Source organism: Roseateles sp. FW301-B2 (assembly GCF_058788955.1).
The window spans coordinates 452,076-467,730 of sequence record NZ_JBYTBE010000001.1 but is presented as its reverse complement, the minus strand read 5'-3'; the positions used below and the strand labels follow the sequence as shown (position 1 = coordinate 467,730).

Below are 15,655 nucleotides of genomic sequence, written 5' to 3'. Positions count from 1 at the left end.
CAATGAGCACGCCCCTGCCCCCGTCCGGAGCCAGCGCCGGCAGCTATCTCGCCGGTGGCCCCGGCGCCGCCCGCGTCGCCCAACTCAAGGCGCAGACGCGCAAGCAGGGCGAAGCCTCCTTCTTCTTCTATGACGCGCATTTCAAGAACGCCGCGGTCAAGGTGCTGCCGGGCGAATACTTCGTCGACAACGAGGACCTGCTGGTGATGACCACGCTGGGCTCCTGCATCGCCGCCTGCCTGTGGGACCGCCACGCGCAGATCGGCGGCATGAACCACTTCATGCTGCCCGAGGGCACCGGCGATTCGGGCCGCTACGGCTCCTTCGCGATGGAGTTGCTGATCAACGAGATGATGAAGCGCGGCGCCTCCAAGAGCCGCATGGAAGCCAAGATCTTCGGCGGCGGCGCCGTGATCTCGGGCATGAACACCATCAACGTCGGCGAACGCAACACCAACTTCGTGCTCGACTACCTCAAGACCGAGCGCATCCCGATCGTTTCCAAAGACGTCATGGACATCTATCCCCGTAAAGTCTGTTTTCTGCCGCACAGCGGCAAGGCCATGGTCAAGCGCCTGGCGCCGACCAATACCGAGGCGCTGATCCAGCAGGACCGCGCAGCGGCGCAGAAGGCCCAGCCCGTGGTGGCCAGCGGCGGCTCCATCGACCTGTTCTGAGCCGGCGCGCACGAGGAGTTTTCAACAATGGCCAAGATCAAAGTCGTGGTGGTGGATGACTCGGCGCTGGTGCGCAGCATCCTCACCGAGATCATCAACCGTCAGACCGACATGGAATGCATAGGCGCGGCCGCCGACCCCCTGGTGGCGCGCGAGATGATCCGCAACCTCAACCCGGACGTGATCACGCTGGACGTGGAAATGCCCAAGATGGACGGGCTGGACTTCCTCTCGCGCCTGATGCGCTTGCGGCCCATGCCGGTGGTGATGGTGTCGACGCTGACCGAACGCGGCGCCGAGGTCACCATGAAGGCGCTGGAGCTGGGCGCGGTGGACTTCGTCGCCAAGCCCAAGATCGGCGTGGCCGACGGCATCCGCCTGCTGGCCCAGGACATCACCGACAAGATCCGCATCGCCTCCAAGGCCCGCATCCATCGCAGCCATGCCGCCCCTGCCAGCGCCGCGGCGCCTGGCACGGCGCCGGCGCCCAAGCCCGCGCCGATGGCCAGCCTGGGCCGGCTCTCCACCGAGAAGATCATCTTCATCGGCGCCTCCACCGGCGGCACCGAAGCCACCAAGGACGTGCTCATCAACCTTCCGGCCGACTGCCCGGCCGTGGTGATCACCCAGCACATGCCGCCCGGCTTCACGCGCAGCTATGCGGCGCGCCTGGACGGGCTGTGCCGCATCCGCGTGAAAGAGGCCCAGGACGGCGAGCGCGTGCTGCCGGGCCACGGCTATATCGCGCCCGGCGGCATGCACCTGAGCGTGGAACGCTCGGGCGCCAACTACATTGCGCGCGTGCAGGACGGCGAGCCGGTGAACCGCCACAAGCCCTCGGTGGAGGTGCTGTTCAACTCCGCCGCGCGCGTGGTGGGCCCCAACGCGCTGGGCATCATGCTCACCGGCATGGGCGCCGACGGCGCCAAGGCCATGAAGGCCATGAAGGACGCCGGCGCCTACAACCTGGTGCAGGACGAAGCCAGTTGCGTGGTGTTCGGCATGCCGCGCGAGGCCATCAACGCCGGCGCCGCCGACGAGGTGCTGCCGCTGAGCCAGATCGCACCGCGCCTGCTGGAGCGCCTGCGCAGCACCGCCGGCTTCTCCACCAATCGCGTCTAGGGTTTCGCAACCCTGTCATCAAGTGTCGGCAAGCTCGCTGCTTGAGCGAGCGTACCGACATGATGACCACCATCCCTGACTGCAAGCGCGCCCTGCCCTTGCAGGTGCAGACCCTCATTGACGAGGACCTGCTGCACACCCTGTTCCAGCCCATCGTGAAGCTTGACTGCGGCGAAATCTACGGCCATGAGGCGCTGGTGCGCGGGCCCGCCGGCTCGGCGCTGGAGTACCCCGACGCGCTGTTCGCCGCCGGCCGCCGCGAGGGCCTGACGGTGGAGCTGGAGGTGCGCTGCGCGCTGCAGGCGCTGAAGGACTGGGCGCGGCTGAAGCTGCCCGGCAAGCTGCTCGTCAACATGAGCGCCGCGGCGCTGGCACGCGCCGTGAGCGACGCCTACTGGGCACGCGGCCTGGGCCTGTGCGAGCGCATCGGCATCACGCCGGCCGACATCATCATCGAGCTCACCGAGCATGAGCGCGTCACCGACATCGAGGCGCTGCGCCAGGGCCTGACGCGCCTGCGCCGGCTCGGCGTGGGCATCGCGCTGGACGACTTCGGCGACGGCCGCTCCTCGCTGCGCCTGTGGTCCGAGATCCAGCCCCAGCTGGTCAAGATCGACAAGTACTTCACCCACCACCTGCCCGCCCACGCCGAGAAGCTGCAGACCTTCCGCGCCCTGCTGCAACTGGCCGAGACCTTCGGCGCCCAGCTGGTGGCCGAGGGCATCGAAAGCCCGGAGGAGCTGCGCGTGCTGCGCGACCTGGGCGTGGCCTTCGGCCAGGGCTGGCTGCTCGGCCGGCCCGGCCCGGCGGGCCATCGCGAGGTGCTGGGGCCGGCGGCCGAGGTGCTGGCCAGCGCCGACATCGCGGTGCTGCCCGAGCTGCGCCGCGCCGGTGGCAGCAGCATCTGCGCCGAGCAGCTGATGCTGACCGCGCCGGCCCTGCATGAGAGCGCCAGCAACGAGCAGCTCTACCGCCTCTTCAGCGCGCATGAGCAATTGCACGCGGTGGCGGTGCTCGACGACGCCGGTGCGCCGGTGGCCCTGGTGGACCGCGCCCAGTTCATCGGACGCTGGGCCAAGCCCTTCTTCAACGATCTCTACGGGCGCCACGCCTGTACCCTGTTCGCCAACGCCTCACCGCTGATCGTCGATGCCGGCACCGGCATCGAGGCACTCACCCGCGTGCTGACCTCGGCCGACCAGCGCTATCTGCGCGAGGGCTTCATCATCACGCGCGCGGGTCGCTATCTGGGCCTGGGCACGGGCGAACAGCTGGTGCGCTCGGTCACCGAGGCGCGCATCGAGGCGGCACGCCATGCCAACCCGCTGACCTTTCTACCCGGCAACATCCCGATCAGCCAGCACATCGGTCGCCTGCTGACGAGCGGCCGCGAGTTCGTCGCGGCCTACGCCGACCTGAATCACTTCAAGCCCTTCAATGACGAGTATGGCTACTGGCGCGGCGACGAGATGATCCGCCTGCTGGCGCGCGTGGCCAGCGCGCATTGCGACAGCCAGCGCGACTTCCTCGGCCATGTGGGTGGCGACGACTTCGTGATGCTGTTCCAGAGCGACGATTGGGAACAACGCTGCGAGCTCATCGTCGAGCGCTTCAACGAACTGGCGCGCAAGCTCTTCGACGCCGCGGCACTGGAAGCCGGCGGCATCATGGCCGAGGACCGTCAGGGCAATCTGCGCTTCCACCCCTGCACCACGCTGTCGATCGGTGCGGTGCGCGTCAGCCCGGGCAGCCTGCATCGCTCGGAGGACGTGGCCAGCGCCGCGGCCACGGCCAAGCGCCATGCCAAGCATGGCGCCCTGGGCATTTATGTGATGGCCAGCTGAGGCTCGCCGGCGATGAAGACGGCCGACTGGATCAGGCCGCCCTCCACCTCGTAGATGGCGGCCATCTGAAGCTGGCCCGGCCCCTCCGGAAAGGTCCGGGTGATGATCTCGACATCGATCACCATCTTGCCCATCACATGGCGCTGCAGCAGCCGGGCATGCAGATTGGGTTCAGCGAAGCGCGCCCGCATGCGCGCGCGGATCTGCTCATGCCCCTCGGCCACTAGCGTGGCCGGGTAGAGGTACTGGCGGGCCTGGGGCGCATAGGTCGCCAGCCAGGCGTCCAAGTTGCGGGCGTTGTAGGCCTCCAGCTGGCGCTGGATCAGCTCGGCAGGGCTCGTTGGCAGATGCATGCGATTGGGCCAGAAGTTGGGTGGCAGAGATGGGCTGAGGCTGCGCAGGCGGCGACTCATGCAGCGCCGCCCCCAGCTGCGCCGGTGCCGCCCAGCAGGTGCACAACAGGCTGCTGGCAGCGGCGGCGCTCAGGGCCATGGCGGTGGTGGCGAGATAGACGGCGAGGGGATGTTTGCTCATGAGAATCTCCTGATGCAGTGCTGGTCATATTAAGCATTCATACCCGCCGGCAATAGCGCGAAAATCGGGCCATCTTGTTCAGATATGCTTACCAGCATGCCCAGAGCCCCACGCCTGCCCCTGCAATACCTGGCCGCTTTCCGCGCCACGGCCCAGACCCAGAACCTGCGCGCAGCGGCCGAGCGCCTGCACCTCAGCCACAGCGCGGTGAGCCAGCAGCTCACGGCGCTGGAAACGCAGCTGGGCTTCCAGCTGTTCGAGCGCAGCGGCCGCCGCATCCGGCTCAACGAGGCGGGCGAGGCCTTGCAACGCGGCGTGGAGCGCGCCTGGGTCGAGCTGGAGCGCGGGCTGCAGGCCGCCAGCGCTGCGCATGGCAGCGCGCTGCAGGCCTTGCGCATCACCGCCCTGCCCTCCTTCGCGCAACGCTGGTTGATGCCGCGGCTGGGGCGCTGGCATGCCCTGCATCCGGAGATCGCCTTGGAGCTGAATGTCTCGCAGCAGCTCGTCGACCTGGAGCGCGAGGGCTTTCATCTCGCGCTGCGCCAGGGCGTCGGGCCCTGGACCGGCCTGGTCAACGAGGTGCTGCTGCAGTCGCGCTCGGTGCCGGTGGCCGCTCCGGCGCTGGCGCAGCGCCTGATCGGCGCACCCCTGGAGGAGCTGGCCGCGCAATCGCTGCTGGGCGACGCCGCCCAATGGACCCAATGGTTTGCCGAGGCGGGCCTGAGCCGGCAGATCCGCACCATGGCCAGCTTCAACGATGCCGGCCTGCTCCTGCAGGCGGCCGAGCAAGGCATGGGGGTGGCGCTGACGCGCGAGTTACTGGCGGCCGATGCCTTGCTGGACGGCCGCCTGGTGCGCGTCTCGGGCCAGGCCCTGGAGGGCTCGCAGGCGCAGAGCTACCACATCGTCTACCCGCCCGCGCTGAAGGACGAGCCCGCGCTCCGCGCCCTCTGCACCTGGCTGCACGCCGAGATCGAACTGTCGGCGCGCGCCCTGTATGGGGACTAGGCGAGGAACAGCGACTGCAGGTCGCTGAGGAAATCGAAGCCGCGCGGGGTGGGCTGGATGCGCAGCGGATCGAGCTCCAGCAGGCCCTTGCCGCGGCCCTGCTGCAAGGCCTCGGCGATGCTGGAAGGCGGCAGGCCGGTGCGCTCCAGGAATTGCTGCATCGGCACGCCCTCGCGCAGGCGCAGCGCGTTGAGCATGAACTCGAAGGGCAGTTCCTTGCGCGCCACCTCGTGCTCGTTGGACACCGCCGCGCCCTCGCCCGCCTTGGCCATATAGCTGGCCGGTTCGCGCCAGCGCACCTGGCGCAGCACCCGGTGCGGGAAGCTCAGCTTGCTGTGCGCCCCCGCGCCGATGCCCAGATAGTCGCCAAACTGCCAGTAGTTGAGGTTGTGCGTGCAGCGATGGCCGGCGCGTGCATAGGCCGAGACCTCGTAGCGCTCCATGCCCCGGGCGCCCGTTTGCGCGGTGATCAGGTCCAGCATGTCGCTGGCCAGATCGGCGTCGGGCACCACCGGCGGCGCGATCGCGAAGCGCGTATTCGGCTCGATGGTGAGGTGGTAGACGGACAGATGCGGCGGCGCATAGCCCAGCGCCAGGCTCAGGTCCTGCTCCAGCTCGGCCAGGCTCTGGCCCGGCAGCGCATACATCAGGTCGATGTTGAAGGTCTCGAAGGCCTGGGCGGCCTCCTCGATCGCGGCGTGCGCCTGCGCGCCGTCATGCACCCGGCCCAAGGCCTTGAGCTTCGCATCGTCAAAGCTCTGCACGCCGATCGACAGGCGCGTCACGCCGGCCGCGGCAAAGCCGCGGAAGCGGTCGCGCTCGAAGGTGCCGGGGTTGGCCTCCAGCGTGATCTCGCAGCCGGGCTCCAGCGGCAGGCGCGCGCGGATATCGGAGATCAGCTCGGCGATCTGCTCGGGGGCGAACAGGCTGGGCGTACCACCGCCGATGAAGATGCTCACCACCGGCCGGCCCCAGATCAGCGGCAGCGCGGCCTCCAGGTCGGCGCGCAGCGCGCCGAGGTAGGCGCGCGCGGCGTCCACTGGCAGTTGCCGGCCATCCTTCCATTCATGCGAGTTGAAGTCGCAATAAGGGCATTTCTTGAGGCACCAGGGCAGGTGCACATAGAGCGAGAGCGGCGGCAAGGCGGCCAGGCTCAAGGTGCCCGGGCGCATCAGCTCGGTGAGGCGCGCGCTGTTGAGTTCAGCCAAGTTGCCAGACCTCTTTGAACTGCTGCACCAGCGCGCCCGCAGCCAGGGCGCGATGGCTCAGCTGGTTCTTCACCTGAGCGCTCAGCTGCGCCACGCTCTGGCCCAGGCTGGGAATGAACATCAGCGGGTCGTAGCCAAAGCCGCCCTCTCCCTGCGCCGCGGGCAAGATCTGACCCTGCCAACGCCCCATCGCGATCAGCGGCACCGGATCCCGGGCGCTGCGCACGGCCACCAGGGCGCAGACGAACTGGGCGCGGTGCGGGCCGGCGCCCTTGCCGGCGAGTTGCTCCAGCAGCACGCGGTTGTTGTCGGCGTCCGACTTGGGCTGGCCGAACAGCGTGGCATAGCGCGCCGAGAGCACGCCGGGCGCGCCGTCCAGCGCATCGACGGCCAGGCCAGAATCGTCGGCCAGCGCCGGCAGGCCGCTGGCCGCAGCGGCGTGGCGCGCCTTCGCCAGCGCGTTCTCCACAAAGCTCTCGAAGGGCTCCTCGGCCTCCGCAATGCCCAGCGAGCCCTGCGTCACCAGCTCCACACCCAGCGGCGCGAACAGGGTCTGCAGCTCGGCGAGCTTCTTGGCGTTGTTGGAGGCAAGGACCAGCTTCATGCTCACAGACCCAGGGCCTTGCGCTGCGCCGCGAGCAGGTCCTTGATGCCTTTTTCGGCCAGGTCCAGCATGGCGTTCATTTCCAGGCGGTTGAAGGCCAGGCCCTCGGCCGTGCCCTGCAGTTCCACAAAGCCGCCCGAGCCGGTCATCACCACATTCATGTCGGTGTCGCAGGCCGAGTCTTCGGTGTACTCGAGGTCCAGCAGCGGCGTGCCCTCCAGCATGCCCACCGAGATCGCGGCGACGGCATCCTTGATGGGCGATTGGGCAATCTTGCCTTGCGCCAGCAGCCAGCTGACCGCATCGTGCGCGGCCACATAGGCGCCGGTGATGGCGGCGGTGCGGGTACCGCCATCGGCCTGCAGCACATCGCAGTCGAGGTGGATGCTGCGCTCGCCCAGCAAGGCCAGGTCGAACACGCAGCGCAGCGAACGGCCGATCAGGCGCTGGATCTCCTGGGTACGGCCGCTCTGCTTGCCGCGCGCGGCCTCGCGGTCGCTGCGGGTATGGGTGGCGCGCGGCAGCATGCCGTACTCGGCCGTGACCCAGCCCTCGCCCGAGCCGCGCTTGTGCGGCGGCACTTTCTCTTCCACCGAGGCGGTGCACAGCACCTTGGTGTTGCCGAACTCGATCAGTACCGAGCCCTCGGCATGGCAGGTGTAGTGGCGCGTGATGCGCACCGGGCGCAAAGCAGCGGCAGCGCGCTCGCCGGCGCGTTGGTATTCAGCAGACATCGGGGGAACCTTTCGGAGTTACTTTTTGCCGGCCTTGCGGATCGCGGCCTGGATCTCGCGCACCGACTGTTCGATCTCGGCCTCGCTGAGATCCTCGCGGCGTTCCTGCGCTTCCAGCGCGGCCGCCTGGATGGTGGAGGCAAAGCCGTCGTCGGCCAGGTTCTGGGTGGAGATCGAGTCGGCCGCGTCGGGCTCGTCCTCGCCTTCCCATTCCACCGCCAGCGCGGTGACATTGTCGCAGCGCGCGCCGCCATTGCGCAGCGCCTGCTCCACCAGCTCGGGCACGGCGTCCGAGATCACGCGGGTGGAGAGCTGGTCGGCAATGGCCAGGTCGGACACCGTGCTCCACATGCCGTCGGAACACAGCATGAAGCGGTCGCCGGTCTGCAGCGGGATCGGGCCGCAGATATCGATCATGGGCTTGCCGGGGCTGCCCAGGCAGGTGAACAGCACGTTGCGGTTGAAGCGCTCGGCGCCATTCGCATGGCGACCCAGGGCTTCCTGCAGCTCGCTGTAGGAATGGTCGCGCGTGCGCGCCATCAGCTCGCCGCCGCGCACCATGTACAGGCGCGAGTCGCCGCAATGGGCCCAGTGGGCATTGCCACGCTGCAGCACGCCGGCCACCACGGTGGTGCGCGGGGTGTCGCTGAGGCCCTTGTCCTGGCCGTAGCGCAGGAGTTGCTGGTGCGCGACCAGAATCGCGTCTTCCAGAAAGCGGTTCGGGTCGTCCAGCACCGGCTTGGCATCGCGCTGGAACATGCTGGCCACGGTCTGCAGCGCGATCTGCGCCGCCACCTCGCCCTCGGGGTGGCCGCCCATGCCGTCGGCAAGCGCAAACAACACGGCGTCGCGGGTATAGCAATACCCCATGCGATCTTCGTTCTTTTCCCGGCCGCCACGTCGGCTGACTTGATAGATACCGAACCTCACGCCTTGGCCCCTGCCTTGAGGTTCTCAAGCTGGAGCTTGAGGCGCTCGCTGAAGCTCAGCTTGGTGTAGCGGCGCTCGGTCTCGCGTGCCAACTCCTTTTGCAGCGCGAACACGCTCTGCGGGCGCGCCAGCGGGTCCAGCGACATGCACCACTCGGTCACCTCGATGAGGTTGTCGGAATAGACATTGCGCAGGCGCGACAGGCTCAGCGCCAGGCGGTCCTTCTCCAGGCGCTGCGGTGCGTCATTGGGCGGATAGCCCTGCATGCAGGCGTAGATGCAGGCGCCGATGGCGTAGATGTCGGTCCAGGGGCCTAAAGCGCCATCGCGGCGGTACATCTCGGGCGCGGCAAAGCCGGGCGTGTACATCGGGCGGATGAAGTTGCCTTCCTTGCTCAGCACCTCGCGCGCCGCGCCGAAGTCCAGCAGCACCGCCTTGTTGTCGTTGGTGATGAAGATGTTGGCCGGCTTGATGTCCAAGTGCAGCATCTTGTGCTGATGCACGATGCGCAAGCCCTTGAGGATCTCGTCGAACAGCGAGCGGATGGTGGACTCGCGGAACACCTTGTCGCGCTTCAGGTCGCGCGCGGTGACGATGAAGTCCTGCAGGGTGTCGCCCTGCAGATAGTTCATCACCATGTAGACGGTTTCGTTCTCGCGCAGGAAGTTCAGCACCGAGACGACGCTGGGGTGCGAGATCTGGGCGAGCGAACGCCCTTCCTCAAAGAAGCTGCGCAACCCGAGTCGATACAGGGGCTGCTTCTCGGGCTTGACGCGTGGAGTGAGTTCTCCGGGGGAGCGCTCCGCCAGGGACGAGGGAAGGTATTCCTTCAGGGCCACCAGGTGGTGCTCGGGATCTTCGGCGAGATAAACCACACCGAATCCGCCTGCCGCCAACTTCTTGATGATCTGGTAGCCCCCAACTACCGTCCCTGCAGGCAAGGGCGCCGGTTTCGGCTTTGACATAATCGCGCTTTGATTGCTCAACCGAATGCTCATGCCAGTTTACAGCATGACGGGTTACGCCAGCGCCAGCTCGCAACCCGTTACACCGAGCGAGACCGGCACCGTCTCGACCGCCAGCGTGACCGTGGAAGCACGCTCCGTCAATGGGCGTTTCCTCGACCTGGGCTTCCGCATGCCGGAGGATCTGCGCGGTCTGGAGCCCGCCCTGCGCGAGCTGCTCACCAAGGCGTTCAAGCGCGGCAAGATCGAGTTGCGCATCAACACCCAGCGCGAGGGGGACAACAACTGGCCCCAGCCGCAGGCCGAGCAACTCAACAAGCTGGCGCGCCTGGAGGGCACGGTGCAGAACTGGCTGCCCAAGGCGCAGGCGCTCTCGGTGCACGAGATCCTGCAATGGTGCAAGGGCGGTGGCGCGGCCGAGCGGCTCGACGAGGCCACGCTGGAGGCGGCGCGCCTGTGCGTGGCCGGCCTGGCCGAGGCGCGCGAGCGCGAGGGCGAAAAGCTGGTGGCGATTCTGCAGGAGCGCATCGACACCCTGCGCGGCCTGGCCGAGCAGGCCGAACCCCTGGTGCCCGCCGTGGTGCAGCGCCAGCAGCAGCGCTTCCTGGAACGTTGGCAGGAGGCGCTGGTGAGCACCGGTGCGGCCCAATCGATACCCGAGGAGGCGCTGCGCGAGCGCGCCCTCAATGAGGCGGCCGCCTACGCCATCCGCATCGACGTGGCCGAGGAGCTGGCGCGCCTGCGCGCCCATCTGGAAGAGATCGAGCGCCTGCTCAAGAAGGGCGGCGAGCTCGGCAAGCGCCTGGACTTCCTGATCCAGGAGCTGCACCGCGAGGCCAATACCCTGGGGTCCAAGTCCGCCGCGCTGGAACTCACCAACATCTCGGTGGAGATGAAGGTGGCGATCGAGCAGATGCGCGAGCAGGTCCAGAACATCGAATAAGCAAGCAGCCAGACAGACCCGACCATGGAATATCCCGGCAATCTCTTCGTCGTCGCCGCCCCCAGCGGCGCCGGCAAATCCAGCCTGGTGAAGGCCTTGCTGGAACTCGACGCCAAGCTGGACGTCTCGATCTCGCACACCTCGCGTGCGCCGCGCGGCCAGGAACAGCATGGCCGCGAATACTGGTTCACCACGCCGGAGGAGTTCCGCGCCATGGCCGACCGTGGCGAGTTCTTCGAATGGGCCGAGGTGCATGGCAATCTCTACGGCACCTCGCGCGCCGCCATCGAGGCCCGTATGGCGCATGGCGACGACGTGGTGCTGGAGATCGATTTCCAGGGCGCCCTGCAGATCAAGAAGCTGTTCCCCTACGCGGTGCTGGTGTTCATCCTGCCGCCCAGCTGGGAGGAACTGGAGCAGCGCCTGAAGCGCCGCGGCGACACCGAGCCGAACGTGATCGCCAAGCGCATGGCGAATGCCCGCGTCGAGGTGGCGCAGGCCCAGCAGTTCGATTTCGTGGTGGTGAATGCGGTGTTCGAGACCGCTCTTTTCGACCTGAAAGCCATCGTGCACGCGCAGCGGTTAAAATACGCGGCTCAGCGTCGCAACCGTTCCGCGGTTTTCCGAGCTCTGGACCTGCCCTGACGCTCCAAAAGATTCTCAAGATTCATTACCAGGACAACAAAATGGCCCGCATCACCGTTGAAGACTGCCTCGTCAAGATCCCGAATCGCTTCCAGCTGGTGCTCGCCGCGACCTATCGCGCCCGCATGCTGAGCCAGGGCCACACGCCCAAGATCGAAAGCAAGAACAAGCCCGGCGTGACCGCGCTGCGCGAAATCGCTGCCGGCGAAGTCGGCATCGAGATGCTGCGCAAGGTGCCGGTCTAAACACCGCATCACCCATGCCAAGGGCGCCTGCGGGCGCCCTTTGTCTTTGCCGGCCGTGCGGGTCATAGAGGCGCCCACCCAGGGTGGCCGGCGCGCATGCTGTAAATTCGGGCCATGGGTTTTCGCTCCTTCGCCGTCGCTCGCCTGCCTGCCGCACTGACCGGCCTCTCGGGCATTACCAAGACCAGCCCGGAACCGACACAGGCCGAGGCGGCGTCGTTCGACGCCCTGCTGCACAAGCTCGCCTACCTACCCAAGGGCGACATCAAGCGCATCCGCGAGGCCTACAAGTTCGCCGACGAGGCCCATCTGGGCCAGTTCCGCGCCAGCGGCGAGCCCTATATCACGCACCCGATCGCGGTAGCCGGCATCTGCGCCGACTGGCGCCTGGACGCGCAGGCCATCATGGCGGCGCTGATGCACGACGCCATGGAAGACTGCGGCGTCACCAAGACCGAGCTGATCGAGCGCTTCGAGGCCCCCACCGCCGAGCTGGTGGACGGGCTCACCAAGCTGGACAAGCTGCAGTTCTCCACCAAGGAGGAGTCGCAGGCCGAGAGCTTCCGCAAGATGCTGCTGGCGATGGCGCGCGATGTGCGCGTGATCCTGATCAAGCTGGCCGACCGTCTGCACAATATGCGCACCATGGGAGCGATGGCCTTCGAGAAGCGCCGCCGCATCGCGCGCGAAACCCTCGATATCTATGCCCCGATCGCCCACCGCCTGGGGCTGAACGAGATCTACCGCGAGCTGCAGGAGCTCTCTTTCCAGTACATCCACCCCTGGCGCCACGCCGCCCTGTCCAAGGCGATCGCGAAGGCGCGCGGCAATCGGCGCGACCTGGTTTCGCGCATCGAGCGCGACGTCATCAAGGCCTTCACCGAGGCCGGCCAGAAGGCCGAGATCCAGGGCCGCGAGAAGACCTTGTTCTCGATCTACAAGAAGATGCGCGAGAAGCACCTGAGCTTTGCCCAGGTGAGCGATATCTTCGGCTTTCGCATCATCGTGGCCGAGCTGCCCGAGTGCTATCTGGCGCTGGGCGTGCTGCACCAGCTCTACAAGCCGCAGCCCGGGCGCTTCAAGGACTACATCGCCATCCCCAAGCCGAACGGCTACCAGTCGCTGCACACCACCCTGGTGAGCCCGCTGGGCACACCGGTGGAGTTCCAGATGCGCACCGAGACCATGCATATGGTGGCGGAAAAGGGCGTGGCCGCGCATTGGCTCTACAAGAACAAGGGCGACCCGCTGGCGGCCCAGCAGCTGGGTTCGCGCTGGCTGCAGTCGCTCATCGACATCCAGGACGAGACACGCGACGCCAACGAGTTCCTGGAGCATGTGAAGATCGACCTGTTCCCGGACGCGGTCTATGTCTTCACGCCCAAGTCCAAGATCATGGCGCTGCCGCGCGGCGCCACGCCGGTGGACTTTGCCTACGCCATCCACTCGGACGTGGGCGACCATTGCGTGGCCGCCAAGGTCAACGGCGAGCCGGTGCCGCTGCGCGCCGAGCTGCGCAGCGGCGATGTGGTGGAAATCATCAGCGCCGCCGGCGCCCGCCCCAATCCCGCCTGGCTGAGCTTTGTGCGCACCGGCCGCGCGCGCTCCAAGATCCGCCATTTCCTCAAGAACCTGGAACAGGAAGAGTCGCGCGAGCTGGGGCAGAAAATGCTGGCCCAGGCCCTGCGCGCCGAGGGCCTGGCGATGCCCAGCCTGGACGACGAGGACAACAGCGCCTCCCAGCTCTGGCAAGACCTGGCCCGCTGGGCCGGCAACCGCCATGTGGACGAGCTGCTGATCGAGATCGGCCTGGGCCGCAAGATCGCCACCATCGTGGCCAAGAAGCTGGCGCGCATGCTGGCCGAGCAGGGCCAGCGCCCCGACGCGGTGATGCTCAGCATGGGCCGCTTCGGCGCCGACGACGGCCCGGCCCAGGGCCAGGTCACCATCGACGGCACCGAGGGCGCCTCGGTGCGGCTGGCGAGCTGCTGCCGCCCCATCCCGGGCGACGACATCAAGGGCTATCTGGGCCGCGGCGAGGGCCTGGTGGTGCACACCGGCGAATGCCAAGTCGGGCGCCGCCTGTTCCAGCGCGACAGCGAGCATTGGATTGCGGTGGCCTGGGGCGAGGAACTGAGCCGCAGCTTCGAGGCCGCGGTGGGCGTGCTGATGAAGAACGGCAAGGGCGTGCTGGCGCAGATTGCCACGGCCGTCAGCTCGGCCGAGGCCGACATCACCCATATCGCGATGACCGACGAGGCCCAGGCGCGCGAAACCGCCGAGATGCAGCTGCTGCTGAGCGTGCGCGACCGCCTGCATCTGGCCGATGTGCTGCGCACGCTGAAGCGCTCGCCCGCCGTGCTGCGGGCCTGGCGCATCAAGCCCTAGCCGAGCTGGGGCTTGGGGTAGTGCACCTCAAGCACCTCCAGGCGCTCCACGCCGCCGGGCGTCATCAGCTGCACCTCGTCGCCCTCGCGGGCCTTCAGGAGCGCGCGCGCGATCGGCGAAACCCAGCTCACCTCGCCGTTCAGGCTGTCGCTCTCGTCGATGCCCTTGATGGTGATGGTGCGTTCCTCGCCCTTGGCATTGGCATAGGTGACGGTGGCGCCGAAGAAGATCTGGTCACTGCCATGGTGCAGGCTGGGATCGGCCACCTCGGCGATGTCCAGACGCTTGGTGAGGAAGCGCAGGCGGCGGTCAATTTCGCGCAGGCGTTTCTTGCCGTAGAGGTAGTCGCCGTTCTCCGAGCGATCGCCATTCTTGGCCGCCCAGGAGACGATCTCGACGATCTTGGGGCGCTCCTCGTCCAGCAGTGTCATGAACTCGGCACGCAGCCGCGCATAGCCCGCGGGGGTGATGTAGTTGCGTGTTCCCGACGGCAGGGCGGGCAGCGCCATGTCCTCGTCGTCATCGCCGTCGCTTTCCTTGGTGAAGGCCTTGCTCATCCGTATATTGTGCCCGGCGACCTTCATCGAGCAGCACACAGGAGCACAGAATGAGTCAGGGGCCATTGGCAGGCTTGCGCGTGATCGAATTTGCCGGCATCGGGCCGGGCCCCATGGCCGGCATGCTGCTGGCCGACATGGGCGCCGAGGTGATCGTGGTGGAACGCCCCGCGGCGTTGCGCACCCTGGGCGGCGGCGAGGCCATGAACCGCGGCAAGCGCTCCATCTGCGTGGACCTGAAGTCGGCCGCCGGCGTCGCCGCCATCAAGCGCCTGGTGGAGAGCGCCGACGCGCTGATCGAGGGTTACCGGCCGGGCGTGATGGAACGATTGGGCCTGGGGCCCGAGGCCTTCGAGGCGCAGCACCCGCGCCTGGTCTACGGCCGCGTCACCGGCTGGGGCCAGACCGGGCCGCTGGCCCAGGCCGCCGGTCACGACATCAACTATGTGGCACTCACCGGCGTGCTCGCGATCGCCTCGCGCGCCGGCCAGGCCCCCACCCTGCCCGCCACCCTGCTGGGCGATATGGCGGGCGGCGCGATGTTCCTGGCCTTCGGCGTGGTCTGCGCCCTGCTGGAGGCGCAACGCTCCGGCCGCGGCCAGGTGGTGGACGCCGCCATGATCGACGGCGTGGGCGCACTCAGCAGCCTGGTGCATTCGCTGCGCGGCATCGGCATGTGGGGCGACGATCCGGCGCAGAACTTCTTCCTGCACGGCTCACCCTTCTACGACAGCTTCGAGTGCGCGGACGGGCGGCACATCACGCTGGGCGCGATCGAGCCGCCGTTCTACAAGCTGCTACTGCAGAAGCTGGACCTGGAGCATCTGGACGCCCAGCTGCAATACGACCACCGCCGCTGGCCGGCGGCACGCGCCGAGGTCGCCGCACGCATCAAGCAAAAGACCCGCGATGAATGGACCGCCTTGCTGGAGGGCAGCGACGTCTGCTTCGCGCCGGTGCTGAGCTTGGCCGAAGCGGCCCAGCATCCGCACCAGCGCGCGCGCGGCAACTTCGTGGAGGTGGATGGCAAGATCCAACCGGCAAGTGCGCCACGCTTCGCGCGCACGCCGGGCCCGGCGCCGCGCCCATTCCCGCAGCCCGGCCAGGACACGCAAGCCGTGCTGGCCGCACTGGGCCTGGGCGAGGCCGAGATCGCCGCCATGGCTCGCGCATAAACCCGCGCATAAAAGCTGCAACAAAGCAAAAGGGCCGGTGATTACTCACCGGCCCTTTGCCATTTCTTTTTATTCT

The 15,655-nt window shown here is 67.7% G+C and carries 16 protein-coding genes; 9 read left to right on the top strand and 7 right to left on the bottom strand.

The window, feature by feature from the left end; genetic code table 11:
* Positions 1-2: 2 nt before the first annotated feature.
* The 3 genes from cheD to AC3WQY_RS01945 are packed head-to-tail and all read left to right on the top strand — an operon-like array spanning position 3 to position 3,643.
* Positions 3-677, top strand: a complete 675-nt coding sequence (cheD, locus tag AC3WQY_RS01955; RefSeq protein WP_285232794.1) for a chemoreceptor glutamine deamidase CheD — start codon at positions 3-5, stop codon at positions 675-677.
* A 27-nt stretch (positions 678-704) separates the two neighbouring features.
* The gene (locus tag AC3WQY_RS01950; protein ID WP_492705330.1) at positions 705-1,799 is read left to right on the top strand and encodes a protein-glutamate methylesterase/protein-glutamine glutaminase; all 1,095 of its coding nucleotides are present in this window, start codon (positions 705-707) and stop codon (positions 1,797-1,799) included.
* A 59-nt stretch (positions 1,800-1,858) separates the two neighbouring features.
* On the top strand, positions 1,859-3,643 hold the full coding sequence (locus AC3WQY_RS01945; RefSeq protein ID WP_285232796.1) for an EAL domain-containing protein: 1,785 nt from the start codon (positions 1,859-1,861) through the stop codon (positions 3,641-3,643).
* On the opposite strand, the gene AC3WQY_RS01940 is transcribed toward AC3WQY_RS01945, so the two are convergent.
* Positions 3,625-3,996, bottom strand: coding sequence for a nuclear transport factor 2 family protein (locus AC3WQY_RS01940; RefSeq protein WP_492705328.1), 372 nt, complete (start codon positions 3,994-3,996; stop codon positions 3,625-3,627). The genes AC3WQY_RS01945 and AC3WQY_RS01940 overlap by 19 nt on opposite strands.
* A 265-nt stretch (positions 3,997-4,261) precedes the next feature.
* On the opposite strand from AC3WQY_RS01940, the gene AC3WQY_RS01935 reads away from it, so the two are divergent.
* Positions 4,262-5,185 (top strand): LysR substrate-binding domain-containing protein, encoded by a 924-nt coding sequence (locus AC3WQY_RS01935; RefSeq protein WP_492705327.1) that lies wholly within the window; start codon positions 4,262-4,264, stop codon positions 5,183-5,185.
* Here the strand turns inward: AC3WQY_RS01935 and hemW are convergent.
* Genes hemW through AC3WQY_RS01910 form a run of 5 tightly spaced genes read right to left on the bottom strand, consistent with a single transcriptional unit; the run spans position 5,182 to position 9,626 of the window.
* Positions 5,182-6,357, bottom strand: coding sequence for a radical SAM family heme chaperone HemW (gene hemW, locus AC3WQY_RS01930; protein WP_492705385.1), 1,176 nt, complete (start codon positions 6,355-6,357; stop codon positions 5,182-5,184). The two genes, AC3WQY_RS01935 and hemW, sit on opposite strands and share 4 nt — an antisense overlap.
* Before the next feature lie 28 nt (positions 6,358-6,385).
* Positions 6,386-6,997, bottom strand: coding sequence for a non-canonical purine NTP pyrophosphatase (locus AC3WQY_RS01925; protein WP_492705326.1), 612 nt, complete (start codon positions 6,995-6,997; stop codon positions 6,386-6,388).
* 2 nt (positions 6,998-6,999) lie between these two features.
* Positions 7,000-7,731, bottom strand: coding sequence for a ribonuclease PH (rph, locus tag AC3WQY_RS01920; protein ID WP_492705325.1), 732 nt, complete (start codon positions 7,729-7,731; stop codon positions 7,000-7,002).
* Between the two features lie 18 nt (positions 7,732-7,749).
* On the bottom strand, positions 7,750-8,661 hold the full coding sequence (locus tag AC3WQY_RS01915; protein ID WP_285232801.1) for a PP2C family protein-serine/threonine phosphatase: 912 nt from the start codon (positions 8,659-8,661) through the stop codon (positions 7,750-7,752).
* A complete protein-coding gene (locus AC3WQY_RS01910) occupies positions 8,658-9,626 on the bottom strand; it encodes a serine/threonine protein kinase (protein WP_285232802.1) in 969 nt (322 codons plus the stop codon). The genes AC3WQY_RS01915 and AC3WQY_RS01910 overlap by 4 nt, the downstream gene beginning before the upstream one ends.
* 31 nt (positions 9,627-9,657) lie before the next feature.
* On the opposite strand from AC3WQY_RS01910, the gene AC3WQY_RS01905 reads away from it, so the two are divergent.
* The 4 genes from AC3WQY_RS01905 to AC3WQY_RS01890 all read left to right on the top strand — a co-directional run bounded on the left by AC3WQY_RS01905 (position 9,658) and on the right by AC3WQY_RS01890 (position 13,847).
* Positions 9,658-10,569: a YicC/YloC family endoribonuclease gene (locus AC3WQY_RS01905; protein ID WP_492705324.1), complete on the top strand. Its 912-nt coding sequence runs from the start codon at positions 9,658-9,660 to the stop codon at positions 10,567-10,569.
* A gap of 24 nt (positions 10,570-10,593) precedes the next feature.
* Positions 10,594-11,214, top strand: coding sequence for a guanylate kinase (gene gmk / locus AC3WQY_RS01900; protein ID WP_492705323.1), 621 nt, complete (start codon positions 10,594-10,596; stop codon positions 11,212-11,214).
* Positions 11,215-11,255: 41 nt separating this feature from the next.
* Entirely contained in the window at positions 11,256-11,459 is a 204-nt protein-coding gene (rpoZ, locus tag AC3WQY_RS01895; protein WP_285232805.1) for a DNA-directed RNA polymerase subunit omega, read from the top strand.
* Between the two features lie 114 nt (positions 11,460-11,573).
* The gene (locus AC3WQY_RS01890) at positions 11,574-13,847 is read left to right on the top strand and encodes a RelA/SpoT family protein (RefSeq protein ID WP_492705321.1); all 2,274 of its coding nucleotides are present in this window, start codon (positions 11,574-11,576) and stop codon (positions 13,845-13,847) included.
* Here AC3WQY_RS01890 and greB read toward each other — a convergent pair.
* Positions 13,844-14,404, bottom strand: a complete 561-nt coding sequence (gene greB / locus AC3WQY_RS01885) for a transcription elongation factor GreB (RefSeq protein WP_492705319.1) — start codon at positions 14,402-14,404, stop codon at positions 13,844-13,846. The two genes, AC3WQY_RS01890 and greB, sit on opposite strands and share 4 nt — an antisense overlap.
* A 50-nt stretch (positions 14,405-14,454) precedes the next feature.
* Here greB and AC3WQY_RS01880 point away from each other — a divergent pair, with 50 nt between their 5' ends.
* Positions 14,455-15,579 carry a CaiB/BaiF CoA transferase family protein gene (locus tag AC3WQY_RS01880; RefSeq protein ID WP_492705317.1) on the top strand — a complete coding sequence of 375 codons (1,125 nt, stop codon included), beginning with the start codon at positions 14,455-14,457 and terminating at the stop codon, positions 15,577-15,579.
* Positions 15,580-15,655 lie beyond the last annotated feature (76 nt).